General features: G+C 66.8%; 26 protein-coding genes. 6 read left to right on the top strand and 20 right to left on the bottom strand.

From position 1 onward, the window contains the following. Positions 1 to 584: 584 nt before the first annotated feature. The 5 genes from KXS11_RS17800 to KXS11_RS17820 form a co-directional block, all read right to left on the bottom strand. On the bottom strand, positions 585 to 929 hold the full coding sequence (locus KXS11_RS17800) for a metal-sensitive transcriptional regulator (RefSeq protein WP_437387024.1): 345 nt from the start codon (positions 927 to 929) through the stop codon (positions 585 to 587). A 16-nt stretch (positions 930 to 945) separates the two neighbouring features. Beyond that, positions 946 to 3,114 (bottom strand): heavy metal translocating P-type ATPase, encoded by a 2,169-nt coding sequence (locus KXS11_RS17805; RefSeq protein ID WP_437387025.1) that lies wholly within the window; start codon positions 3,112 to 3,114, stop codon positions 946 to 948. Positions 3,115 to 3,186: 72 nt separating this feature from the next. Then, entirely contained in the window at positions 3,187 to 3,312 is a 126-nt protein-coding gene (locus KXS11_RS17810) for a hypothetical protein (RefSeq protein ID WP_437387026.1), read from the bottom strand. A gap of 122 nt (positions 3,313 to 3,434) precedes the next feature. Beyond that, positions 3,435 to 5,738, bottom strand: a complete 2,304-nt coding sequence (locus tag KXS11_RS17815; protein ID WP_437387028.1) for a heavy metal translocating P-type ATPase — start codon at positions 5,736 to 5,738, stop codon at positions 3,435 to 3,437. A 32-nt stretch (positions 5,739 to 5,770) separates the two neighbouring features. After that, positions 5,771 to 5,980 carry a heavy-metal-associated domain-containing protein gene (locus KXS11_RS17820; RefSeq protein WP_437387030.1) on the bottom strand — a complete coding sequence of 70 codons (210 nt, stop codon included), beginning with the start codon at positions 5,978 to 5,980 and terminating at the stop codon, positions 5,771 to 5,773. 278 nt (positions 5,981 to 6,258) lie between these two features. Between KXS11_RS17820 and KXS11_RS17825 the strand changes: the two genes are divergently transcribed. Together KXS11_RS17825 and KXS11_RS17830 are read left to right on the top strand one after the other, a co-directional pair. Beyond that, the gene (locus KXS11_RS17825; RefSeq protein WP_437387032.1) at positions 6,259 to 6,558 is read left to right on the top strand and encodes a hypothetical protein; all 300 of its coding nucleotides are present in this window, start codon (positions 6,259 to 6,261) and stop codon (positions 6,556 to 6,558) included. Further along, a complete protein-coding gene (locus KXS11_RS17830) occupies positions 6,558 to 6,944 on the top strand; it encodes a hypothetical protein (RefSeq protein WP_437387034.1) in 387 nt (128 codons plus the stop codon). The genes KXS11_RS17825 and KXS11_RS17830 overlap by 1 nt, the downstream gene beginning before the upstream one ends. Before the next feature lie 124 nt (positions 6,945 to 7,068). Here the strand turns inward: KXS11_RS17830 and KXS11_RS17835 are convergent, their stop codons facing one another. From KXS11_RS17835 to KXS11_RS17885, 11 genes are all read right to left on the bottom strand, one after another. Continuing rightward, entirely contained in the window at positions 7,069 to 7,878 is an 810-nt protein-coding gene (locus KXS11_RS17835) for an AAA family ATPase (protein ID WP_437387035.1), read from the bottom strand. After that, entirely contained in the window at positions 7,878 to 9,260 is a 1,383-nt protein-coding gene (locus KXS11_RS17840; protein WP_437387036.1) for a Mu transposase C-terminal domain-containing protein, read from the bottom strand. The genes KXS11_RS17835 and KXS11_RS17840 overlap by 1 nt, the downstream gene beginning before the upstream one ends. Positions 9,261 to 9,266: 6 nt before the next feature. Further along, positions 9,267 to 9,863 carry a recombinase family protein gene (locus KXS11_RS17845; protein ID WP_056865942.1) on the bottom strand — a complete coding sequence of 199 codons (597 nt, stop codon included), beginning with the start codon at positions 9,861 to 9,863 and terminating at the stop codon, positions 9,267 to 9,269. 205 nt (positions 9,864 to 10,068) lie between these two features. Further along, positions 10,069 to 10,260 (bottom strand): hypothetical protein, encoded by a 192-nt coding sequence (locus tag KXS11_RS17850; RefSeq protein ID WP_437387037.1) that lies wholly within the window; start codon positions 10,258 to 10,260, stop codon positions 10,069 to 10,071. 669 nt (positions 10,261 to 10,929) lie between these two features. After that, positions 10,930 to 11,244: a metal-sensitive transcriptional regulator gene (locus KXS11_RS17855; protein WP_437387038.1), complete on the bottom strand. Its 315-nt coding sequence runs from the start codon at positions 11,242 to 11,244 to the stop codon at positions 10,930 to 10,932. Between the two features lie 151 nt (positions 11,245 to 11,395). Continuing rightward, positions 11,396 to 12,148 (bottom strand): sulfite exporter TauE/SafE family protein, encoded by a 753-nt coding sequence (locus KXS11_RS17860; protein WP_437387039.1) that lies wholly within the window; start codon positions 12,146 to 12,148, stop codon positions 11,396 to 11,398. Next, on the bottom strand, positions 12,145 to 12,486 hold the full coding sequence (locus KXS11_RS17865; RefSeq protein WP_437387040.1) for a thioredoxin family protein: 342 nt from the start codon (positions 12,484 to 12,486) through the stop codon (positions 12,145 to 12,147). Before KXS11_RS17865 ends, KXS11_RS17860 begins: the two co-directional genes overlap by 4 nt. A gap of 10 nt (positions 12,487 to 12,496) precedes the next feature. After that, positions 12,497 to 12,793, bottom strand: coding sequence for a rhodanese-like domain-containing protein (locus KXS11_RS17870; protein WP_159880508.1), 297 nt, complete (start codon positions 12,791 to 12,793; stop codon positions 12,497 to 12,499). A gap of 47 nt (positions 12,794 to 12,840) precedes the next feature. Then, entirely contained in the window at positions 12,841 to 13,173 is a 333-nt protein-coding gene (locus tag KXS11_RS17875; protein WP_437387041.1) for a rhodanese-like domain-containing protein, read from the bottom strand. After that, positions 13,173 to 13,766, bottom strand: a complete 594-nt coding sequence (locus KXS11_RS17880) for a rhodanese-like domain-containing protein (RefSeq protein ID WP_437387042.1) — start codon at positions 13,764 to 13,766, stop codon at positions 13,173 to 13,175. The genes KXS11_RS17875 and KXS11_RS17880 overlap by 1 nt, the downstream gene beginning before the upstream one ends. 231 nt (positions 13,767 to 13,997) lie before the next feature. Continuing rightward, positions 13,998 to 15,404 carry an MBL fold metallo-hydrolase gene (locus KXS11_RS17885; RefSeq protein WP_437387043.1) on the bottom strand — a complete coding sequence of 469 codons (1,407 nt, stop codon included), beginning with the start codon at positions 15,402 to 15,404 and terminating at the stop codon, positions 13,998 to 14,000. Between the two features lie 174 nt (positions 15,405 to 15,578). Between KXS11_RS17885 and KXS11_RS17890 the strand changes: the two genes are divergently transcribed. From KXS11_RS17890 to KXS11_RS17905, 4 genes are all read left to right on the top strand, one after another. Continuing rightward, positions 15,579 to 16,313, top strand: a complete 735-nt coding sequence (locus tag KXS11_RS17890) for a VIT1/CCC1 transporter family protein (protein ID WP_437387045.1) — start codon at positions 15,579 to 15,581, stop codon at positions 16,311 to 16,313. A 132-nt stretch (positions 16,314 to 16,445) separates the two neighbouring features. After that, entirely contained in the window at positions 16,446 to 17,066 is a 621-nt protein-coding gene (locus KXS11_RS17895; protein ID WP_437387046.1) for a recombinase family protein, read from the top strand. Between the two features lie 116 nt (positions 17,067 to 17,182). Then, positions 17,183 to 17,632, top strand: coding sequence for a hypothetical protein (locus KXS11_RS17900; RefSeq protein ID WP_437387047.1), 450 nt, complete (start codon positions 17,183 to 17,185; stop codon positions 17,630 to 17,632). Between the two features lie 485 nt (positions 17,633 to 18,117). After that, positions 18,118 to 18,255: a hypothetical protein gene (locus KXS11_RS17905; protein ID WP_201299446.1), complete on the top strand. Its 138-nt coding sequence runs from the start codon at positions 18,118 to 18,120 to the stop codon at positions 18,253 to 18,255. 84 nt (positions 18,256 to 18,339) lie between these two features. On the opposite strand, the gene KXS11_RS17910 is transcribed toward KXS11_RS17905, so the two are convergent. The 4 genes from KXS11_RS17910 to KXS11_RS17925 form a co-directional block, all read right to left on the bottom strand. Then, positions 18,340 to 18,552: a histone-like nucleoid-structuring protein Lsr2 gene (locus tag KXS11_RS17910; RefSeq protein ID WP_437387048.1), complete on the bottom strand. Its 213-nt coding sequence runs from the start codon at positions 18,550 to 18,552 to the stop codon at positions 18,340 to 18,342. A 172-nt stretch (positions 18,553 to 18,724) separates the two neighbouring features. Continuing rightward, the gene (locus KXS11_RS17915) at positions 18,725 to 19,120 is read right to left on the bottom strand and encodes a ParB family protein (protein ID WP_437387049.1); all 396 of its coding nucleotides are present in this window, start codon (positions 19,118 to 19,120) and stop codon (positions 18,725 to 18,727) included. Continuing rightward, complete coding sequence (locus KXS11_RS17920; protein WP_437387051.1) at positions 19,117 to 19,914, bottom strand: ParA family protein; 798 nt, start codon at positions 19,912 to 19,914, stop codon at positions 19,117 to 19,119. The genes KXS11_RS17915 and KXS11_RS17920 overlap by 4 nt, the downstream gene beginning before the upstream one ends. A 75-nt stretch (positions 19,915 to 19,989) precedes the next feature. After that, positions 19,990 to 20,430 carry a hypothetical protein gene (locus tag KXS11_RS17925; RefSeq protein WP_437387052.1) on the bottom strand — a complete coding sequence of 147 codons (441 nt, stop codon included), beginning with the start codon at positions 20,428 to 20,430 and terminating at the stop codon, positions 19,990 to 19,992. Positions 20,431 to 20,452: the final 22 nt, after the last annotated feature.

The following is a 20,452-nucleotide window of genomic DNA, read 5'->3' on the forward strand; positions in this document are numbered from 1 at the left end:
GGCCGTAGCGCGGGGATCGCAGTGTCTGCGAGGAACGTCAGGGACCGCCGGCCGGACTCGAGCAGCTGACGGAAGGTCGCCGGGGACGTGGCAAGCAGTAGCAGGCTCGCGAGCGTCAGCAGGAGGACGCACATCATCGCCATGAACGCGCAATCAAGTTCACAGAACCGCCCGCAAGTCGTCGATGCCGCAAGGGCGGGAGTTGGCGCGAATGTGCCACTGTCGGCGGCACTGGGGAGCATGGCTGTATCGGCTGCTGCTGGGCGGGGGGCGGGCGCGGGTGTCGAAAGCGACGTTGCTCCTGAATGCATGACCAACACACTCAGTAGGAGCGCCCCGAGCGCAATGACGCCGAGGAGCATCAGACGAAGGCCACGGCGACGTGGTTGTTGAGCTGATGCTCGGATGAACGAAACCATGTCACCTCCAGACCCGTGCGGCCGTATTGGACGCGCCAGCTGAGGCCGACTACGTATACCCCCTGAGAGTACCGGCGGCGAGGCGCGAGTGGCTGAGAAATAGCCAGACACTTCAAGTGCGGTCTGCGACGTCGGCCAGGTGTCGCCGAGGAGGGCCGACGTGCGTCAGGCGCGGACCAGGCGGGCGATGGCGTCTGAGGCTTCTTTGATCTTCGCTTCGCCCTCCTCACCGCCAAGCTTGACGGCATCCACAACGCAGTGTTTGAGGTGGTCGTCCAGCAGCCCGAGTGCGACGCTCTCCAACGCGGATGTGAGCGCGGAGACCTGTGTGAGGATGTCGATGCAGTACTGTTCCTGATCGACCATCCGGTAGATGCCGCGCGCCTGCCCCTCGATGCGCTTCAACCGGGTGAGGTAGCGGTCTTTGTCGGTGATGTACCCATGATGCGGTTGCTCGGACGAAGCGTCCGCAGCAGGGACGGCATCGTGGACTGGGGCGGTGTCGGTCATATTCGTCTTCCTTCGATCACCTGCTTGCGGCGGCGGGAGTTCGCGTGTTGTGGGGGCTCTGGGCCAGAGCTGTGCGGGCGCTCGTCTCGGGGTCGAGCTGCAGGCGACGCAGCAGTTGCGCGTTCAACGCTACGACGATCGTAGACAGTGACATCAGGATCGCACCGACAGACATGGGGAGCACGAACCCGATCGGGGCCAGCACGCCAGCGGCAAGCGGCACGGAGATGAGGTTGTAGCCTGCGGCCCACCAGAGGTTCTGCCGCATCTTCCGGTAGCTGGCCCGGGAGAGTTCGATGACGCTCAACACGGAACGTGGGTCGGATGAGGCGAGGATGACGCCTGCTGACGCGATCGCAACGTCGGTGCCGGCACCGATCGCGATGCCGACATCGGCTTGTGCGAGAGCCGGAGCATCGTTGACACCGTCACCGACCATCGCCACCCGGCGGTGCTCGCTCTGTAGCTCCTTCACCTTGTCGGCCTTGTCCTCGGGCCGGACGCCTGCGAAGTAGCGGTCGATGCCGAGTTCGGTGGCGACGGACCTCGCGACGGCTTCCGCGTCGCCCGTGATCATCACGACCTGCACGTTGCTCGCGTGGAGTGCGTCGACGGCCTGCCGGGACTCCTCGCGGATCTCGTCGGCGAGTTTCAGCGCACCGACGACGTCACCATCGCGGAGCACGTGCAGGATGATCGCGCCGTCCTGCCTCCACTCGTCGGCGACCTGGAGCTCGGCTCGGTGCGCTTGCTCGAGCAGGTTCGGCCCGCCCACCTGCACGCGAGTTCGGTCGACGGTCGCGGACACGCCGACCGCGGGCGAGGAGGAGAAGTCGGTGGCTCGAGGCACCATCAGACTTCGGTGGGTTGCTGCGGTCACGATGGCGCGCGCCAACGGGTGCTCCGAGTCCGTCTCGGCTGCAGCAGCCAGGGCGAGGACGTCGTCTGCCGTGAGGTCGCCGGCCGGTTCGATCGCGGTCACGGTGGGTTCACCCTTGGTGAGGGTGCCGGTCTTGTCGAACAGCACCGTGTCGACGGTGCGCATGCTCTCCAACGCCAGCCGGTCCTTGATCAGGACACCGCCGCGCGCTGCCCGCTCGGTGGCAATCGAGACGACCAGCGGAATGGCCAGCCCGAGCGCATGCGGGCAGGCGATCACGAGGACAGTGATCGTTCGCACGACGGCTTCATCGGGCAGCCCGATCAGGTTCCAGACGATCATCGTGATGATGCCGGCGCCCAACGCGAACCAGAAAAGCCACCGTGCCGCGACATCCGCGATCCGTTGCGCCCGAGAAGTGGAGTTCTGGGCTTCGGTGACGAGGCGCTGGATGCCAGCCAGGGTTGTGTCCTCACCGACCGCGGTGATTCGGACCCGCAGGCCGGAGTCGGTGGCCACGGTGCCGGCGACGACTTGGTCGCCCTCGCTGCGACGCACGGTCTTGGACTCGCCGGTGATCATCGACTCGTCCATGCTCGCCGAGCCGGACACGATCTGCCCATCCGACGGCACACGCCCACCCGGCCGCACGACGACCACATCATCAAGGCGGAGATCAGCGGGCGCGACGGTCACCGTGGTGTCACCTTCGACCCGCTCCGCCTCATCCGGCAGCAGTGCCGCCAGGGAGTCGAGGGCGGAGCTTGTCTGGGCGAGGGAGCGCATCTCGATCCAGTGTCCGAGGAGCATGATCACGATCAGCAGGGCGAGTTCCCACCAGAAGTCGAGTTCATGGTCCAGCAGCCCGAGCGATGCGCCCCAGGAGGCGAGGAACGCGACCGTGATCGCCAACGCGATCAGCAGCATCATCCCCGGCTTCAGGGTGCGCAGTTCGCCGACCGCCCCGGTGAGGAATGGTCGCCCTCCCCACACATACATGACAGTGCCCAGCACCGGGGAGATCCACGCCACCCATGCCGCGTCGGGCAGCGGATAGCCGAGGATCATCGCGAACATCGGCGAGAACCCCACGACGGGGACCGCGAGCACGAGCATGATCCAGAACAGGCGCCGGAACTGACCGACGTGGTCCCCGTGGCCGGCATGCCCACCGTGCCCGGCGTGAGCGTTGTCGGGGTGCTCGCCGTGGTCGGCGTGTCCCGTGTGCTCCCCGTGCGGTGCTGGTGCGTGCTCGGTGGGCGCCTGAGGTGGTGTCGGGGTGTGGTGCCCGGTGTGGTCAGTCATGGTGGTTCCTTCGCCGGTGGATGTTCGGGGACGTGCTCCGTGGGGGGTGCGTCAGTGGGTGAGGCGGCTTGGTTAGGCCGTGGCGTAGCGGGCTGGGTCGGCGTCGAACGCCGGCCCGCATCCGGCGCAGCACAGCCAGTACCGGTTGCCGTCGTAGTCGCGGACGAGGCCAGCCGCTTCGGCGGTGGCTTTCACCACCGTGCGGCCCTTCATCACGGGACATTCCGCGACGTCTGTGGTGGGGGTTCCGGCGAGCAGATCCCGGCCTGCTGGGGCGGATGCGGCAGTGTGCTGGTGGGTTGGGGTGCAGCAGTTGTCGCTCATGCGGCGATCCTTTCGGTTGCGGACGTGGTGTCTCGGAGTGCCGTCGGTGACGGTGAGGTTGTGATGCGGCTGGAGAAGCTGCGCAGTCGGAGGCTGTTGCCGACGACGAAGACGCTGGAGAAGGCCATCGCCGCGCCGGCGATCATCGGGTTCAGCAGACCGAAGGCAGCCAGGGGGATCGCTGCGACGTTGTACGCGAACGCCCAAAACAGGTTGCCTTTGATGGTGCCGAGCGTACGCCTGGCCAGACGGATGGCGTCACCCGCGACGCGCAGATCGCCGCGCACGAGGGTCAGATCGGCTGCTTCGATAGCAGCGTCCGTTCCCGTGCCCATCGCCAACCCCAAGTCAGCGGTGGCAAGGGCTGCGGCATCGTTCACACCGTCGCCGACCATCGCCACGCTTCGACCTTCTGCCTGCAGGCGACGGATCACGTCAACCTTTCCCTCGGGTAGGACCTCCGCGATGACCGTGCTGATGCCGACCTCACTGGCAATCCGGTCCGCGACGGACCGGTTGTCTCCGGTGAGCAGGATCGGATCGAGACCGAGCCGACGAAGTTCGGCGATGGCTTCGGCACTGCTGGGCTTGACCGCGTCCGCGACGGTGATGATGCCACGCACCAGACCGTCCCAGGCGACGGCCACGGCGGTCGCCCCGTTGGCTTCGGCAGCTGCCTTCTGCTCGGTGAGCTCCGGAGGCAGCTCCAGTGACCAGTCGGCCAGCAGGCTTTCACGTCCGACGATCACCGAGTGCTGTTCGACGATCGCCTCGACGCCCAGTCCTTCCCGGTTCTGGAACGACTCAACCGGTGGGAGTTCGCCATGAGTGGCAGCCTCAGTGGCGATGGCACGAGCGATGGGGTGTTCGGAGGCGTGCTCCACAGCGCCCGCGATCCGCAGCAGCTCCTCGGTCGACGTGCCGGCAGCCGGGAGCACCTGGCGGACACTCATCCGCCCAGTGGTGACCGTTCCAGTCTTGTCCAGCACGATGGTGTCGATACGGCGCGTGGACTCGAGTACTTCAGGACCCTTGATGAGGATGCCGAGCTGAGCTCCACGGCCGGTGCCGACCAGCAGTGCCGTCGGTGTCGCGAGTCCAAGCGCGCACGGGCAAGCGATGATCAACACCGCGACCGCCGAGGTGAAGGCCGCCTCGAGCGGCCACCCGGCGAGCAACCAGCCGGCGAAAGTGATGACCGCCAGCGCGAATACGATCGGGACGAATATTCCTGACAGACGGTCGGCGAGCCGCTGCACATCAGCCTTGCCCGATTGAGCGTCCTCGACCAGCTGCGCCATCCGTGCCAACTGGGTGTGTGTGCCGATCTTCGTCGCACGCACAACCAGCCTGCCCCCTGCGTTTACCGTCGCTCCAGCAACCGCGTCCCCTTCGGAGACCTCGACCGGCACCGACTCGCCCGTCAACATCGACGCGTCCACAGCACTGCGACCGTCGACCACGACGCCGTCGGTCGCGATCTTCTCACCCGGCCGCACCACGAACTCATCACCGACCGACAATTCTTCGATCGGGATCAGGAGCTCACGCCCCTGGCGGAGCACGGCGACCTCCTTCGCGCCGAGCTGCAGCAGCGCACGCAATGCCGCACCGGCTTGTCGTTTGGACCGCTTCTCGAAGTAGCGCCCGGCGAGCACGAACATGGTCACCCCGGCAGCGACCTCAAGGTAGATGTTGCTCGATCCGCCCAGCGGGTCGGCTGTGAACTCGAATCCGTGCGTCATGCCGGGCATTCCGGCCATGCCGAAGAACAATGCGTACAGCGACCAGGCGAACGCCGCCAACGTTCCGACCGACACCAGCGTGTCCATTGTTGCAGCACCATGGCGCAGGTTCGTGAACGCGGCCTTGTGGAAAGGCCAGCCCGCCCACACGATTACCGGAGCCGCGAGTGTCAACGACAGCCACTGCCAGTACGTGAACTGCAGCACCGGGATCATCGCGAGCACGATCACCGGCACCGTGAGGATCACGCTACCGATCAGGCGGTTCCGCAGGCTCGTCAGTTCCGCATCAGGCGCGTCAGCGTCGGCCGGCTCGGCCGGCACTGACGGCCGAGCTGCGGTGTATCCGGTCTTCTCGATCTCGCTGATGAGTAGTTGCTCGTCGTACCCGGCCGGGACGGCCACGCGTGCTTTCTCCGTCGCGTAGTTCACCGTCGCTGTCACCCCATCGAGCCGGTTCAGCTTCTTCTCGATTCGCATCGCGCACGACGCGCACGTCATGCCGCCGATGTCGAGTTCCACGCCACGGTCAGCGGTCGCATCAGGGTGAGGCATCAGGTCTCCAAACGTCCGGGAAGTGCGGGTGGCTAGGCGCGAGTCGCGGCGTAGCCGGCCTCATCGACCGCAGCCAGCACCGCAGCATCCTCCACAGGGGCCTCGGTCGTGATCACCAGACGGCCGGAAGCGGCAGAGACATCAACGGCGCTGACGCCGGGGATCTGCGAAACCTCTTCGGTGACGGACCGCTCACAGTGACTGCAGGTCATCCCGGTCACCGCGTACTCAGTGGTGCTCATAACTGTTCTCCTTCACTCGATCCAGATACCCCATAGGGGTACTCTCAGGAGAACATCATACCCCCCGCTGGTATTCCGTCAAGGAGCGGGACGGCGTACTGCAGCACGCGCTCGCCACGAAATCTGCGCCGAAGCCAGCCGCCGCGACAGAACCGCACGTGGCGCCTCCTGCTCAACCGGAGTGTCACCACCAGAATGACCCTGGCTGTCACCGATGCCTTGATGCAGAACTGTCACCGATGTCCTGAGACATAACAGCCCATCGTTACGCTTTGCGCATGGAACTCCCACGCTCGATCGCCGGCGCATTGTTCGCGGCCGCCGCACTTCTACAGCTCGCTGGCGTCCTCCTGATCCTGTTAGAGATGCAGACGGCGCGCCGCCTCGCAGTTAGCCCGAATCGGAACACGATCGACGGGGGTGGCGCAGACGGTGCATCGACGATGAACGACTCTGCCGGCGACGTAATCGCCTTCCTCCTCGACTCCCGAGCACGCCAACGAGGAGCGGTGATAGTGCTGGTCGCTGGAATCCTGATCGGTACCGCCGGCAACTTCGCTGCCCTCTGGGTTGCCTAATGAAGAAAACGCGGTCGGCCTGGGTTATCACTTGGTCACACACTCAGGGCCACGCCTCTTCAAACTGGCCCACTACGCCTCCCGGTTCGACACTCGCAGTATTCCCCCAGGACACGCCCGCAAAGGTGATCGAGGGGGCGCTGCTCGGTCTCTATCAGGCCTTCACGAGCGAGTACCCCAGCGACCTCTTCCCGTACGTCCGCATAAAGGGCCACCCCGCCCCCTACCTGCCTCACTGGAACTGGAACGGGACCCACTGCTCCATCGGTCACGACATCGAAGTGATGGCCCATCGAGTGAAAGACTTCGAGCTGGATCCCGAGGGCGCGGGCGTCCTTCGATGGTCAGTCACCCCCGCTGGCACGCCGCCGGTCATCAACGGGTAGCCATTCCGGTAGCCGATCGTTCACCGGAACACCTAGCCATCGAGTCTTCGACCGCGTGGCGACGTTCTCGTATGTGGAGTTGCTTGCTCGATGGCGGCGTTCTCTGATCGCTCGGTGGCGCCGGTCAGCTCCCGATGACGAGGACGCTGGCGGCAGCTTCGATGACGTCGTCGGTGATCGTCTCGAGTTCGTTGATCTTGAGCACGCGGCTGATCTGGGGGAAGAGTCGTTCGAGGAGGCGGAAGTTCCCGCGGGTGATGCGTTCGATGGCGGCGATGGCTTGGGCGTCGGTGAAGTCGTCGGGGTTGAGGGTGCGTCCGAGGCGTTTCCAGTGTCGGTCGAGGACGAAGAGGAGTTCGTCTCGGCCGAGGGCGCGGTAGCGGTGGGAGAAGCCGAGGCGGCTGTAGAGCTGGGGGTAGTGGCGGAAGCGCTGATCGATGCCGGGCATGCCGATCAGGATTATCGCGAGGTGGGTGCGGTCGTGTTCGTCGCGGAGCAGCTCGAGCGCGGTGGGCGTGAGCCGCTCGGCTTCGTCGACGATGAGCATCTCGACCCGCCGAGTGGTGTCGCCGTTGTGCACGCCGGCGACCTTCCCGATGGTGCGGAGGTGCTCATCGATGCAAATGCCGAGGTGAGCCTGCCACTTGCCGATCTCTCGCATGAGGTCCTTGGGTCGCGGCAGTACCTCGGGTGTGTAGAAGACGGTGCGGGAGCGATGCGCGAGCGCGTTGTGTTTCGCGTCGTCCTCGCTCCGTGGGCCCCACGCGGTGATGTAGGGCTCGAGGGTGTCCCAGTTGGCGTAGCGGCGGGCGGAGTTGGTCTTGCCGACTCCGGCGTCGCCGTGGCAGATGCCGATGGTGCGTTCCTTCTTCACCGCGTTCGCGAACTCGGTGAAGCGGCGGTGTTCCTTGGTGGCGATGAAGGTCTGGGTCATCACTCTTCCTCGTAGGTGCGGAGTCGTTTCTTGCGCGGGGTGGGGTCCGCGAGGTGGGGTTCTTCGCGGTGGGCGACGGTGGGGATGCGGTCGTTGATGGTGCGGCGGAGTTCGTGGCGGCGGGCGCGGCGGGCGGCTTCGATGTCGCGGAGGGTGAGGCGGATGTTGGGGTGGGCTTCGTCGACGGCGACGCAGAGGAAGGTGTCGTGGTCGTAGACGCGGATCTCGGAGAGGTCGCGGGGGTCGTAGCGGATGGTGACGGTGTGTCCAACGAACGGGGCGAGGGTGGGCGCGAGGTAACGCTGCCCCTGGAAGTGGATGCCGTCTCGCTGCACAGTGCGATGGGTCGGGACGGTGAGTAGCAGGCCGTCGAGCTCGTCGAGGGTGTCGGGCATGCGGGGTATCCAGCCGTCCGCGACCCACGCGTCGCGCGGGGAGATACCGAGCTCCTGGTGGGTGCGCTGGTTGTAGGTGGCGATGAAGGCGCCGATCGCCTGGTCCACGCCCGGGAGGTCGAGCACGGGCTGCGGGCTTCGGTTCCCGGGGCCGAGGTGGCCGGGGAGGGTCGGGAGGACTTCGGTGTTGATGGTGCCGAAGAAGCGCTCGATCTTGCCGCGCCCCTGAGGTCGGCCGGCGGTCGAGAAGATGAGCCGGAGGTGCAGCTCGACGGCGGTGCGTTCGAGGTGGTGGCTGGTGAAGTCGGAGCCGTGGTCGACGTGCAGCACGTCGGGGATCCCGCACATCGCCCATGCCGGGTCGGTCTTCCGCCAGATCGCCTGCCGCAAGGCGAGAGCGGTGTTCAGCGACGAGGGTGCCCCGGTGAAGAGCATGTAGCCGCAGATCGCGCGGGAGTGATCATCCATGACGGTCGTCAGCCAGGGGCGGTCGGGCTTGCCGTTCGCTCCGACGATGAGGATGTCGAGTTCGGTGTGGTCGGCCTGCCAGATCTGGTTCGGCCGTTCCGCGCGACGGCGGAACACCAGCTCGTGGCGGTCGCGATAGGAAGCCGGGCCCTCCAACGCGAGGGTGACGAGCGCGGGGTCGAGGGCCTGCACGATCTGACGGACGGTCGCGTAGCTGGGCGCTGGCCGGCCGTCGCGCAGGCACTCCTTGGCGGTGAGGCGATGTAACGTCGCGATCGACGGTCGAGGCCGGGTCAGGGCGAGCCGCTCGATGGCGGTGACGGTCGCCGGATCCGTGCGCCGGCCGCCCTTGTCCGTCCTCGCAGTGTCGTCGAGCCCGGCGAGCCCGTCCCTTTTATAGAGCTGATGCCAGCGCTGCAGCGTCCGCGTGCCGATGCCGCTCTCGCGGGCGAGGGCCGCGAGGGGGACCTGATCTTCGACGTGAAGTCGAAGGATCCGCCACCGCTCGAGGCCGTCCATCAGTCGCTACATCGCTGCACTCTCGCGGGCCGCGTGGGCCTGCTGGTGGCGGTAGAGCGTCGCGCGACTCCACCCGACGAGACGAGCCGCGTCCTCGGCGGTGCGACCGCGCGCTCGCGCATCTGCGGCGATCGCGAGCTTGTCCGCGATCACGACCGGATCCGACAGAGGCCGGCCGAATCGGGTGCCGTTCGCGCGGGCGGCCGCGATACCGGCGTTGACCCGTTCCACGATGAGTTCCCGCTCGTACTCCGCGAGCGTGGCGAGCATGTTCAACATCAGCCGGCCCGTCGATGTCGACGGGTCGATGCCGTCCGAGATCGACCGGACCTGCACCCCGCGCTCGCGCAGCAGGTTCACCGTGTTCAGCACGTCGATCAGGGAGCGGCCGAGGCGGTCGACTCGCCAGACGACCACGGTGTCGCCGTCCTCGGCGTACTCGAGGAGCTTCTTCATCCCGGTCCGCTCGATCGCGGTCTTGCTCCCCGAGGTGACGTCCGCGAAGACGTCGCGCTTCTGCACGCCGGCGGTGACGAGCGCGTCGAGCTGCAGCTGCGCGTCCTGACTCGACGTACTCACACGCGTATAACCCAGAAGCCTCACGAGCTCATTCTGACTCGGAAACACCCTCCGCATCCCCTCCTGAGACGAAATACGGCAAGACGTCTTTCCGAGACGGCCGACGTCCCGAGAACCCGGACCCACTGAGCGTTGAACGATCGCCGGACGATGCGTCTCAGAAAGCTACTGTTTTGTGAGGCGATAGTAGACAGAGCTCTCCCCTCCACGGAGGAGGGGCGATTTCGAGTTACGCCTTGGGGCGTCGGCTTCGCTGGAGGAGGGCCTTGCGTCGAGCGGGCTCCTTGCTAGGGAGGAAGATGACGAGGAAGTCCTCGATCTTCTTCACCATGAATCGGAGTCCGCAGTAGCTCGTGATGCACACGAGCGCGACGTTGGGGTCCACCTCCTTCAGCAGCATCTCGATCAGCGAGTTCAGCAATGTGACCTCCGCGGGGTGAACGCACGAGCGCGTCCAGATGGCACCGAGCCGGTCGACTCGGTTCTACTCCTTACCGGCAACCATTCGGGTGCCGGCAGGAGAGGAGTGGGCCAGGAGAGCGCGAACTGCTCGGATCCTGGGCATGAAAAAAGCCGGCTCAAGGCCGGCTGGTCGGGCGACAGATCGAGTGCCCATCATCAAGGTAGGGGGTGACATCGTTCCGCTGAGAATCGCAGTGCCGCGGCCTGGCGCCGCGACCGAGGAGCGTCTAGAGCCTGCTTGAGGCGCGTACCGCCCGTTAACGCAGAAAGCCAGCCGGGTGGCTGGCTTCGGGCGCACGTGTATCCATGCGTCATCAGTATGGCTTGAAACGAGGGGGACGGCAACGTCTACTCACCGATCTGGAGCCACGTCGCGGCCTAGCGCGAGCCTACAGATTTCAGTTCTTGTCGGAAGTCAAGGACCCGGCATGGCGTCGAACGCCGACTAGTCGGGTCGAAGCCGCTCGATGAAGATCGTGTCTCGCCAGGTGTCGGCGGCGGGTCCGTGGGTCATCAGTGCGATGCGCTCGCGGGACAGGACCCGGCGGAAGCTGACGCGGCACCGCATCAGCGATGTGCGTTCCTCCGCCGTGGCAGAAGGCAAACTGCGGCGCGTTGCTGTGCCAGTTCAGGCGAGGGTGAGGAAGAGCTTCTCGAGCTCTTCCACGGTGAGCTTGCGCGGAGGGGCGTCAGCCGCGTCGTCGTCGGCGGAGTCCGCGTCGTCGGTGATGAGGCACTGACGCATGGCGGTGGAGATGATTGCGAAGCCTGCCCGATCCAGGGCGCTGGAGACGGCGGAGAGCTGGGTGACGACGTCTCGGCAGTCGCCGCCGTTCTCGACCGCGGTGATCACGGCGGTGAGCTGTCCCTGCGCGCGCTTGAGGCGGTTCGCGATCTTCCGGATGGCGTCCGTGTCGTGGAGTTGGCCAGCGGTGTCGGTCATGCTCGTTCTTCCTGTTCGCGGCGCGTGGTGCGCGTCGAGTGATCTGATGCTGCGGGTATGTGGCAGCTTCCGAATCAGAGTACCCCTGGGGGTATCGACATTGAGGCTGTGGCGCGATTCTCGATCGCTTGGCCGTCTCGTTGCGAGAGCGTCAGCGGGTAAGGAGTCCCGCGATGCTGACGAACGCGACGAACACGGCGACGAGGAGGACGAGTACGGCGAAGACGATCTTGACGGTTCTGTCCGGGAGGCGGGAGGCGTAGCGGGAGGCGACGAGGGATCCGGCAATCGCTGCGCCGCTGAACAGGAGGATGACGGGCCAGTCGAGGGCGGCGCCGGGGAGGTGGGCGCTGAGGCCGGCGGCGGAGTTGATCACGATGATGACCAGCGAGGTGCCGACCGCGGTGCCGGCGGACAGGCCGAGAAGGAGGATGAGAGCCGGGGTGATGAGGAATCCCCCGCCGATGCCGAGCAGGCCGGTGAGGAATCCGACGACCAGGCCGACTCCGATGGCGCGGAGTGCGTAGAGGCGGACCCGGTGGTCGTGTCCGGTGGGTGGGGCGGTGAGCATGCGGATGCCGGCGGCGACCATGAGGGCGGCGAAGAGCAGCATCAGCACGTCCGGGTCGAGGACTTTGTTGACCTGGGAGCCGACCCACGCGGCAGGGATTCCTGCGGCGCCGACGAGGGCGGCGGTGCGCCAGTCGATCGCGCGTCGGAGTCGGGGGATCACGGCGGTGAGCGCGGCCAGTCCGACCACGATCAGGGATGCGGGGACGGCCTCGTCGGTCGACAGACCGACGCCGTAGACGAGGGCGGGGACGGCGATGATCGAGCCGCCGGCGCCGACCAGACCGAGGACCGCTCCGATGAGGAGCCCGAGAGGGAGGGAGATGAGACTCATGCGGTCTTCCGGATCGTCGGGTGGGTGAGGGCGCTCTCCGCGAGGTCGGCGAGGGCCGCGGCGGCGAGGACGCCGGAGTGGCGGCGCACCACCTCGCCACGGCGCAGGAGGAGGACTGTGGGGATGGAGCGGATTCCGGCTGCTCGGGCGAGAAACGGTTCGGCTTCGATGTCCACGGTGGCGAAGAGGACCGACGGGTAGTGCTCGGAGAGGCTCGCGAACACGGGTGCGAAGGCTCGGCAGGGACCGCACCAGCTCGCCCCGTAGCTGATGAGAGCGACGTCGTGCGCTGTCGTCTCGGTGTCGATCGTGTCCGTGGTGAGGGTGTGGACGGTCATCGGTCCGAGGTCAGGTGGTGGGGAGGCCGGCGAGGGTCCAGGCGTCCATCCCGCCGGCCATCGTGTCGGCGGTGAAGCCGGCGCCGGCGAGTGCGGCTGCCGCGGCGGCGCTGCGGCGTCCGCTGCGGCAGACGACGATGATCGGCTGTGTGGGCGAGAGCTCGGAGAGGCGCTGCCCCAGCTGCCCCATCGGCACGTGCAGGGCGCCGGGGATCATGCCGGTGGCGACCTCGTCGTTTTCGCGGACGTCGAGGATCTGGCTCGTCGGACGACGACGGTCGGCTTCGGTGACGGTGATCTCGTTCATCGGTTCTCCTTCAAGTGGTGAGCGGGGTGCTGCCTCGCGGGGAGGGGTCAGCGGAGGGGTTCGCCGGCGGAGCGCCAGGCGGTGATCCCGCCGCGCAGGGAGTGGGTGGTGTAGCCGCGGTCGGCGAGAAGGCGTGCCGCGGATGCGGAGCGGACGCCGGACTGGCACATGAGCACCACGGGACGGTCCTTCCGGATCCCTGCGCTCGTGCTCTGCAACGTGTCCAGGGGCACGTGCTTCGCTCCTGCGGCGTGGCCAGTGCGCCACTCCTGTGCGGTGCGCACGTCGACCAGGGTCGCGCCGAAGAGCACGAGCTCCTTCGCTTGCGCGACGGAGACGGTGCGGGAGGAGCGGCGGAACAGGCGGTCGAGTAGACCCATCAGGCTGCGCTCCGGACCGGGATCTGAGTGATGGCGCCGGTGGCTGTCGGCTCGACGACAGCCTTGTTCCACGGCAGTCGTCCGAGGACGGAGGCCATCGGGCAGCTGTTCACCGCAGCCGAGAACGTCAGACCCGCCCCGATCGCGCCGGACAGCAGACGCAGCGGAGACCCGATGATGCGTCCGCCGACAAGTCCCAGGAGGACGAGGACGCCGGCGGCGAAGCGGACCTGGCGGTCCATCGCCCACCGTTCAGCACCCCGGACGACGTCGCCGCCGGCGGCGGCGTAGCCGGGCACCCCGTCGGCCAGGACGTAGACGCCGGTGAGGCCGGTCGCGGCCAGGCGCTGTCGAGCCTGCTCCGCACGGACCCCGGACTGGCAGGCCAGCACGACGCGGCTCCCGAGGCGCTCGGCGAGCTGGTCGGTGTGCTCGGACAGCAGCGGCAGGGGCACGTTGAAGGAGCCGCGGATGTGCAGCGACTCGAACTCAGCTGCGGAGCGCACGTCGATGACGAGCAGGTCCTCGTGCTCGCTGACCCACTGCTGGAGGGTGCTCGAGTCGACGGTGAGAGGGAAAGAAGTAGTCGTCATGGTTGCCCTTTCGAGAGCGCGGAAACACCGAAGGCGGGCGTCGCCGATGGTTGGAAGCGAAGAGGTAGGCCGTGGCCGGCACGGGTGAGATGCCGGGCGGCGGGGCCCGGCAGTCCGGCGAGGGGACACTCGCGCTCGGGCCGGTGTCCGCCCGCCGCGCCCGAGTTCGGGCGCGTGAGTAGGACGCGCCAGGGTCGGGCGCGGCGGGCGGGAAGCCGTGAGGAGGGTGTCTCAGGCGGTGGGTGCGTCGGCGTTCTGCTGAGCGCGGGAGTAGCCGAGGTAGCTGCCCTCGATCTCGATGACGGGGAACCCGGCTCGGCGCAGCGCCTGGCTGGCGATGATGTTCCGGGCGCCGCTCTGGCAGTAGCTGATGATCGTCCGGTCCTTCGGGAGCCGGTCGGTCTCCCACAGCACGCGTCCCGCGCCGATCCGTGTCGCTCCGGGGACGTGCCCGGCGGCGTACTCGCTCGCCTCGCGCACGTCGAGCACGAAGGCGTCCTCGACGTCCTCGACCTCGTCGGGGGCGATGGTGGCGGAGGGTCGCGTCTCGAGCCCGTCGAGGGTCGTGAGGTAGCCGGCGAAGGAGTCGATCCCGACGCGGATCAGGTGATCGCGCACGTAATCGGCCTGCTCCGGCCCATCGACCAGGAGAAGGAGGGGGCGCTTCTCCTGCTCCGGGTCCACCGCCCAGGCACCCCACGCGGCGGTCTTCCCCGTCGCGGGGATCGCCAGAGCACCGGGTACCGAGCCGGCGCGCACGTCGGCCGGGGGACGGGTGTCCACCAGGATCACGTCGTCGTCGCGGAGCAGCTCGGCGGCGTCCTCGGACGTCACCGCCGCCAGTTCGGACAGGGGTCCGAGCACGGCCGGGCCATCGCGGTTCTCGCGCTTCATGCGGGCGAAGTAGGCGTGCGCATCGGGCTGCCCGTCGAGCAGCTCACGGACGAACCCGTCCCGGTCATCCGCCGCGAGGTAGGGACCCCACCAGGTGTAGAGGCGCTCGTAGCCGACGGTGGTCGACGCGATCGCGCCCAGCGCCTTGCCGCAGGCGCTGCCCGAGCCGTGCGCAGGGTGGATCTGCACGTGATCGGGAAGGGTGAGGAGGACGCGCTTGAGGCTGTCGAAGAGGTCCTGCGCGCCCTGGAACCGCGTGTCCTGACCGCCCGCCGCTTCATCCAGCAGATCGGGGCGGCCGAGGTCGCCGACGAACACGAAGTCGCCGGAGAGCAGGTAGCCGGGGTCCTGAGTGAGGGCGCCGTCGCTGACGAGGAACACGAGGTGCTCCGGCGTGTGACCGGGCGTGTGGCGGGCCTGCAGGCGCAGGTTGCCGATGGGGATGACGTCACCGTCGTGCAGCCGGGTCGCGTCGAAGCCGTACTGCCAGTCGACGCCGCCCTCCCCCGAAACGAAGATCTCAGCGCCGGTGGCGCGGGCGAGCTCGCGCGTGCCGGAGAGGTAGTCGGCGTGGATGTGGGTCTCGGTCACCGCGACGATGCGCATCCCGTTGCGGGCGGCGGTGTCGAGGTAGACCTGGACGTCCCGTCGCGGGTCCACGACCACCGCGTCTCCGGTGGCCTGGCAGCCGATGAGGTAGCTCGCCTGGGCGAGGTCGTCGTCGTAGAAGCGTTCGAGCAGCATCACTTCCCCTTTCAGTAGGAACTCATGATCAAATTATACCCCCGGGGGTATTTTGTCGAGCGTGGCCGCCGGGCGGGGGTTCCGGACCCTCCGAGCGCAATCAGGGAATGCTGCGTCAGTTGGGCAGCCTGTCCTGGCTGGCGATCCGAGGGCCGCGGTGCTTGCATGACCCCCATGTCGACCGCCTCAGCACCTCCGCCCTCCTCTCCCCGCGCGGAGCCGCACGACAGTGCCATCTCGGGGCGACTGAACTGGTTGCGGGCAGGAGTGCTCGGCGCGAACGACGGCATCATCTCGGTCGCCGCGCTCGTCGTGGGCGTCGCCGGTGCGACGACCGCGACGGCGCCGATCCTGACGGCAGGGGTCGCGGGCGTGGTCGGCGGGGCAATCTCGATGGCGCTCGGCGAGTACGTGTCGGTGAGCAGCCAGAGCGACAGCCAACGTGCGCTGATCGCGAAGGAGCGCGTCGAGCTGGCGGAGGATCCTGCCGGGGAGCTCGAGGAGCTCGCCTGGCTGTACCAGGCGCGCGGCCTGACCCCGGAGACAGCGCATCAGGTCGCCCGCGAGCTGACCGAGAACGACGCTCTGACCGCACACCTGGAAGCGGAACTCGGGTTGGACGAGGAAGCGGTCGCCAGTCCGCTCGCCGCCGCCGGCGCCTCAGCGCTGGCGTTCTTCCTCGGCGCCGTGCTGCCGCTGCTGGCGATCCTGCTCCCTCCGCCGGAGCTGAGGGTTCCGGTGACCTTCATGGTGGTGCTGATCGCTCTCGCCGCGACCGGATACATCAGCGCACGGGTCGGCGGCAGCCCGGCTCTGCGCCCGGTGATCCGCATCGTCGTCGGCGGCGCTCTGGCTCTCGCTGCCACATTCCTGATCGGATCGCTGCTCGGCACCTCTGGCGCCGTGTAGAACCGATTCACGACCACTGCGACGCCAATAAGCGATGCAAAACGCCGCCACGAAGCGCTGTCAATCACAGTTCTCGTATGACCCGTTCCGGTAATACTTCCGGTGATGGTTCCCCAAACGGAAGGTTTCAGTATGCCCGGAGTGCTCGTCGGATACGCTCGCGTGTCCACCGATCGACAGGACGCGACGATGCAGCGGGATGCTCTCGCAGCTGCCGGCGTCGCTCCTGGCGTCCTCTACGTGGACGAGGGGCTGACGGGATCAACACGGGCCCGTCCTGCGCTCAGGGAGGCAATGGCGGCGTGCCGCGCCGGAGACACTCTCATGGTCACCCGCCTCGATCGGTTGGCGCGATCGGTGCCGGATGCACGTGACCTGATCGACGAACTGACACAGAAAGGCGTCCGGCTGCGAATCGGGGACAGCGTGCATGATCCTCAGGATCCGACCGGTCGACTGCTGTTCAACGCGCTGGCGATGGTGGCGGAGTTCGAGGCGGACCTAATCCGCGCTCGTACACGCGAGGGCATGCGGGTCGCGAAGGCGAAGGGCCGGCTTCGCGGACGCGCCCCGAAGCTCACGCCGGCCACAGAAGGCCACCTTGTGGCCGAGTTTCACTCCGGTGACTATTCGGTGCACGAGCTGGCGCGGCGATACGCGGTTGGTGTCGCAACGGTCTATCGAGCGGTTGAGCGAGCGAGGCTGAAGGGCGACCCCATCACACCCGCGCTTCCGACCGTCGAAAACACCTGATGTCACGCACTCGCAGCACGCTCCGTCGACTGTTCGGACGGAGGTCGATAGCGTCAGCAACGCGAGAGAACTCCAACACCCTCGAACAGAGCACGGCGCTCGATGAAGCCCTGCGGATGGACATCCCGAAAACTACCGGCGTGCACGTAGTACTCTCGCTGGCCCCCGCCTGGTTGGTCATTGTTGCTCTCTGGCTGGTCAATGCTCTGGCCGGAAACCTCTTCTCGCCCCGCGCCCTCAATGGGATACCAGTGATCGTGACCGCATTCGGGTCGTTTTGGGTCGCCAGCTCCTTGCTCCTCCGGCCTCAGGTCGACAAGCTCCGACGCGTGGTCGACACCGCCGAGTCCTACGGCCGCGCTCTGATCGAACCCCCGCCGAACGCTCTCCCCACGCGGGAGCGTCGGTACAACCTGAAGGCCGAGAAGGCCACCGACGCGATCAAGTTCTCCAAACGGCAGCTAGGCGAGTGGAAGGCGGCGATCGTCGGGCTCGAACGATCCGGTGCGGCACTGCTTGCGCTCGGCGCGCTCGGCGCATTCGCCGTCTGGCTCCTACTCCCCTAGAGCGCCGAGCGACGCCGCGAACGCGTCTGCGGGCGCGTCTCAAATCACTTTGCGGGGAGCAACCTCGACTATGCCCACAAGGAAAACCCTGGTCAAGGCATAAAAAAATCCCAGCCTACAGCCGACGACAAATAACCCCTTGCGCGGGGTGCCGCCACGGGTGTAGGCTGGGAGGGTGCAACAACCTGTCCAGGTCGGGCAGGAGGTAACCCAAACGATAACATGTGGTGTGTAGAAGACTATACGAGTTTGACTCTGAACTGTCAACTTTTTCCTCCGTGGATAGGTTGAACGTTCTATCGCAGGGGTTATTACGAAGGCACAGAGAGGCAGGTACCGATGAAGATCATTCGACGTCGGACCATCCGAATTCGGATCCGGCCCCGCCGCTAGACGCGGCGGGTGATCCCCTCCGGTTGGCCACGAGTGTTCTCGTAGCTCGTGGCCAACCACCCCTCGCAACCCCAACGATTGGAATCAGAATCATGGCTCGAAACAGCAAGCAGACCTCCTCGAAGGTCGCCAAGGTCGCCAGCGGCATCCTCCGCAACCCGCGTTCATCCGCGGCAGCAAAGAAGGTCGCCGGCAGCGCGCTCTCGCAGAAGGGCAAGGGCAAGAAGTAGCAACCGAGAAGTGCGGGGTTGCTCTAGGAGTGGCCCCGCACTTCTGCGTGCCGGAATCTGCTGCGCCGTGGGGCTACTCGCGCCCTACCTGCGGCGACGGGAGCGGACCGCCACACTCCGTCGACCGGCCTCCGTGTACGGCTGCAGCGTCTCACGGAGCGCTGCAGCGTTGTCGGTGCTGAGGTCGATCTCGTACATACGGCCGTCGACACCGAACCGGATAGTCTCGCCAGATCCTCGCTCGAGTTCTGTCCCGTCAAGATCGTCGACGAGCGTGGTGATCGTTCGCTGTGCCATGGCCCCATCGTGCCAGCTGCGCGCAGAACGGCTCCTAGCCAACACGCGGGGGAACTTGCGCGTCGACCAGGAGCCTGCGACAGGAGGGGGTCCCATCGCCGCTCAGCGTAGCTCTCGCAGAGGACACCGGGCCGCCTGGTGACGCGTGGTTGTGATTCGCGAGCTGAGGGAGCTACTCCCCCATGGGGCGCCCCTGGGGCAGCTCACGCGCTCCAATGGCAGGGAACGGCTGTCCGCCGTTGTACTTCGCTTCAAGTGCGGCGACCTTCTCCATCACGGCATCGTCGATGAACTTCGACAACGACCGTGAACCCTCCTGCACCTGAGTGTGCAGGATCGCACCGCGAACGCGGTCGGTGTCGGCCGGGTCTTGGTAGAAGCTCACCTTGGGGCGGTACTTCTTCCCCTCGACAGGCCCTGCCGCCGGCTTCGATGCAGGCTTGCTCTGCGCCTTCACCACGAAGGCCGGCGGCGCAGCCACCTCGGCCGGTTCGGTCGCCGCGGCTACAGGTGGGGCGATGGGGTTCGATCCGGTCAGGCTGGACTTGCGGGGCGCTGGGCGGTTCATGAGGACTCTCCTTCGATGCTGGCGAGATGGTCGGCGTAGAGCGTTCCGAGCGCGGTCGCCTCGGCACTCCCCCACTCGTCGAGGCCACGTGAGGCCTCGGTGGCGTCGGAGATTACGACGCGCTTCGGGATCGGCGGGGAGAGCAGCGGCAGGCCGCGAGCCGCGGCCACGCCTTCGAGGTCGGTAAGCCACTGCTGGGCCCCTACCGTGCGCTCTTCGTACTGGTTGACGACGATCCCGGCGACACGCAGTGCGGGGTTGTAGTAGCTCCTGACGCTGTCGATGGTGTCGAGGAGCTGCGACAGCCCATCCAAGCTCCACTTCTTCGCGTGGGTGACCACCACGACGCTCTGAGCGGCCGTCAGGGCGTTAATCGTGAGCTGGTCGAGCGATGGGGCACAATCGATAAGAATCAGGTCGTAGTCGTCCGCGACGGTAGCCAGAGCCTCGCGCAGACGAACCTCTCGACCTGCTCCGGCGATCGTGAGCTCGTCGCGGACAGCGCCGAGTGTGACGCCGCTCGTGGGTACGACGTCGAGGCCAGACCAGACACCCGACACGATCACGTCGCGGAGGGTCTCGGGGGCTCGATTACTGAGTGCATCCGCTAGGCCCGCCTGGTCCCCCTCGACGGGCTCTGCGGTGGCGTTGCTGGTGAGGTTGCCCTGCGGGTCAAGGTCGACGGCGAGGACACGGAGCCCGGCGAGCACGGCGCGGCGCGCATGCTGGAACACAGTCGTGCTCTTGCCGACGCCGCCTTTCTGGTTGCAGTAGGCGCGAATCTGAGCGGTCATGGGTATTGCCTCCAATAGGGTTAATAGTACCGTTAGGGTCGCATTTTGCAAGCGACCCTAATAGTACTATTAGTGTCAATTCGTCAGATGAGGGTGCAGCGCCTCGGCTACTGCTCTGGCGCTGGCCCAGCGCTGGTCTGCATCGGCTCGGTCTTCGGCGCTGTAGTCGCCATAGCTCGCCTGGTGCTCGAAGTCGGCACGGCCTCGCTCGGCCAGGCGCAGCAACTCCTCCAGGCCTGCCACGGTGTCCTCGTCGAGCACGAGCACACGTCCGTGGTCTGTGGCGACGGCAAGCGGGTCGCTGAGGCTGTCGACGTGCAACACGTTGGACTCCCCCTCCCGGGCTATGTATGCCGTGGCGATCGTGCACGAGGCGTCGTCCTCGAAGTCCACACGGCCGTAGTCGTCGGCCGAGGCCGGGCGTGGGCTTTCGTTGCCGGTGATCCCGTCGCGAACCCAGACGAACGGTTCCAGTCGAGCGCCGGTGTCATAGGGGGTTGGTTCGTGGTTTGTCATACTGATTCCCTTCGACTCTGAT

The sequence above is a fragment of the Plantibacter flavus genome (assembly GCF_051487245.1).
GTDB lineage: Bacteria > Actinomycetota > Actinomycetes > Actinomycetales > Microbacteriaceae > Plantibacter > Plantibacter flavus_B.

Excerpts from the sequence above, each read along its gene's own strand:
- KXS11_RS17855 (WP_437387038.1), bottom strand. The coding sequence starts at position 11,244 with ATGACCGACACCGCTGGCCAACTCCACGACACGGACGCCATCCGGAAG.
- KXS11_RS17900 (WP_437387047.1), top strand. The coding sequence starts at position 17,183 with ATGGACATCCCGAAAACTACCGGCGTGCACGTAGTACTCTCGCTGGCC.
- KXS11_RS17910 (WP_437387048.1), bottom strand. The coding sequence starts at position 18,552 with ATGGCACAGCGAACGATCACCACGCTCGTCGACGATCTTGACGGGACA.
- KXS11_RS17890 (WP_437387045.1), top strand. The coding sequence starts at position 15,579 with ATGTCGACCGCCTCAGCACCTCCGCCCTCCTCTCCCCGCGCGGAGCCG.
- KXS11_RS17885 (WP_437387043.1), bottom strand. The coding sequence starts at position 15,404 with ATGCTGCTCGAACGCTTCTACGACGACGACCTCGCCCAGGCGAGCTAC.
- KXS11_RS17825 (WP_437387032.1), top strand. The coding sequence starts at position 6,259 with ATGGAACTCCCACGCTCGATCGCCGGCGCATTGTTCGCGGCCGCCGCA.
- KXS11_RS17915 (WP_437387049.1), bottom strand. The coding sequence starts at position 19,120 with ATGAACCGCCCAGCGCCCCGCAAGTCCAGCCTGACCGGATCGAACCCC.
- KXS11_RS17815 (WP_437387028.1), bottom strand. The coding sequence starts at position 5,738 with ATGCCTCACCCTGATGCGACCGCTGACCGTGGCGTGGAACTCGACATC.
- KXS11_RS17895 (WP_437387046.1), top strand. The coding sequence starts at position 16,446 with ATGCCCGGAGTGCTCGTCGGATACGCTCGCGTGTCCACCGATCGACAG.
- KXS11_RS17875 (WP_437387041.1), bottom strand. The coding sequence starts at position 13,173 with ATGGGTCTACTCGACCGCCTGTTCCGCCGCTCCTCCCGCACCGTCTCC.
- KXS11_RS17860 (WP_437387039.1), bottom strand. The coding sequence starts at position 12,148 with ATGAGTCTCATCTCCCTCCCTCTCGGGCTCCTCATCGGAGCGGTCCTC.
- KXS11_RS17830 (WP_437387034.1), top strand. The coding sequence starts at position 6,558 with ATGAAGAAAACGCGGTCGGCCTGGGTTATCACTTGGTCACACACTCAG.
- KXS11_RS17920 (WP_437387051.1), bottom strand. The coding sequence starts at position 19,914 with ATGACCGCTCAGATTCGCGCCTACTGCAACCAGAAAGGCGGCGTCGGC.
- KXS11_RS17865 (WP_437387040.1), bottom strand. The coding sequence starts at position 12,486 with ATGACCGTCCACACCCTCACCACGGACACGATCGACACCGAGACGACA.
- KXS11_RS17835 (WP_437387035.1), bottom strand. The coding sequence starts at position 7,878 with ATGACCCAGACCTTCATCGCCACCAAGGAACACCGCCGCTTCACCGAG.
- KXS11_RS17840 (WP_437387036.1), bottom strand. The coding sequence starts at position 9,260 with ATGGACGGCCTCGAGCGGTGGCGGATCCTTCGACTTCACGTCGAAGAT.
- KXS11_RS17880 (WP_437387042.1), bottom strand. The coding sequence starts at position 13,766 with ATGACGACTACTTCTTTCCCTCTCACCGTCGACTCGAGCACCCTCCAG.
- KXS11_RS17820 (WP_437387030.1), bottom strand. The coding sequence starts at position 5,980 with ATGAGCACCACTGAGTACGCGGTGACCGGGATGACCTGCAGTCACTGT.
- KXS11_RS17905 (WP_201299446.1), top strand. The coding sequence starts at position 18,118 with ATGGCTCGAAACAGCAAGCAGACCTCCTCGAAGGTCGCCAAGGTCGCC.
- KXS11_RS17925 (WP_437387052.1), bottom strand. The coding sequence starts at position 20,430 with ATGACAAACCACGAACCAACCCCCTATGACACCGGCGCTCGACTGGAA.
- KXS11_RS17800 (WP_437387024.1), bottom strand. The coding sequence starts at position 929 with ATGACCGACACCGCCCCAGTCCACGATGCCGTCCCTGCTGCGGACGCT.
- KXS11_RS17870 (WP_159880508.1), bottom strand. The coding sequence starts at position 12,793 with ATGAACGAGATCACCGTCACCGAAGCCGACCGTCGTCGTCCGACGAGC.
- KXS11_RS17805 (WP_437387025.1), bottom strand. The coding sequence starts at position 3,114 with ATGACTGACCACACCGGGCACCACACCCCGACACCACCTCAGGCGCCC.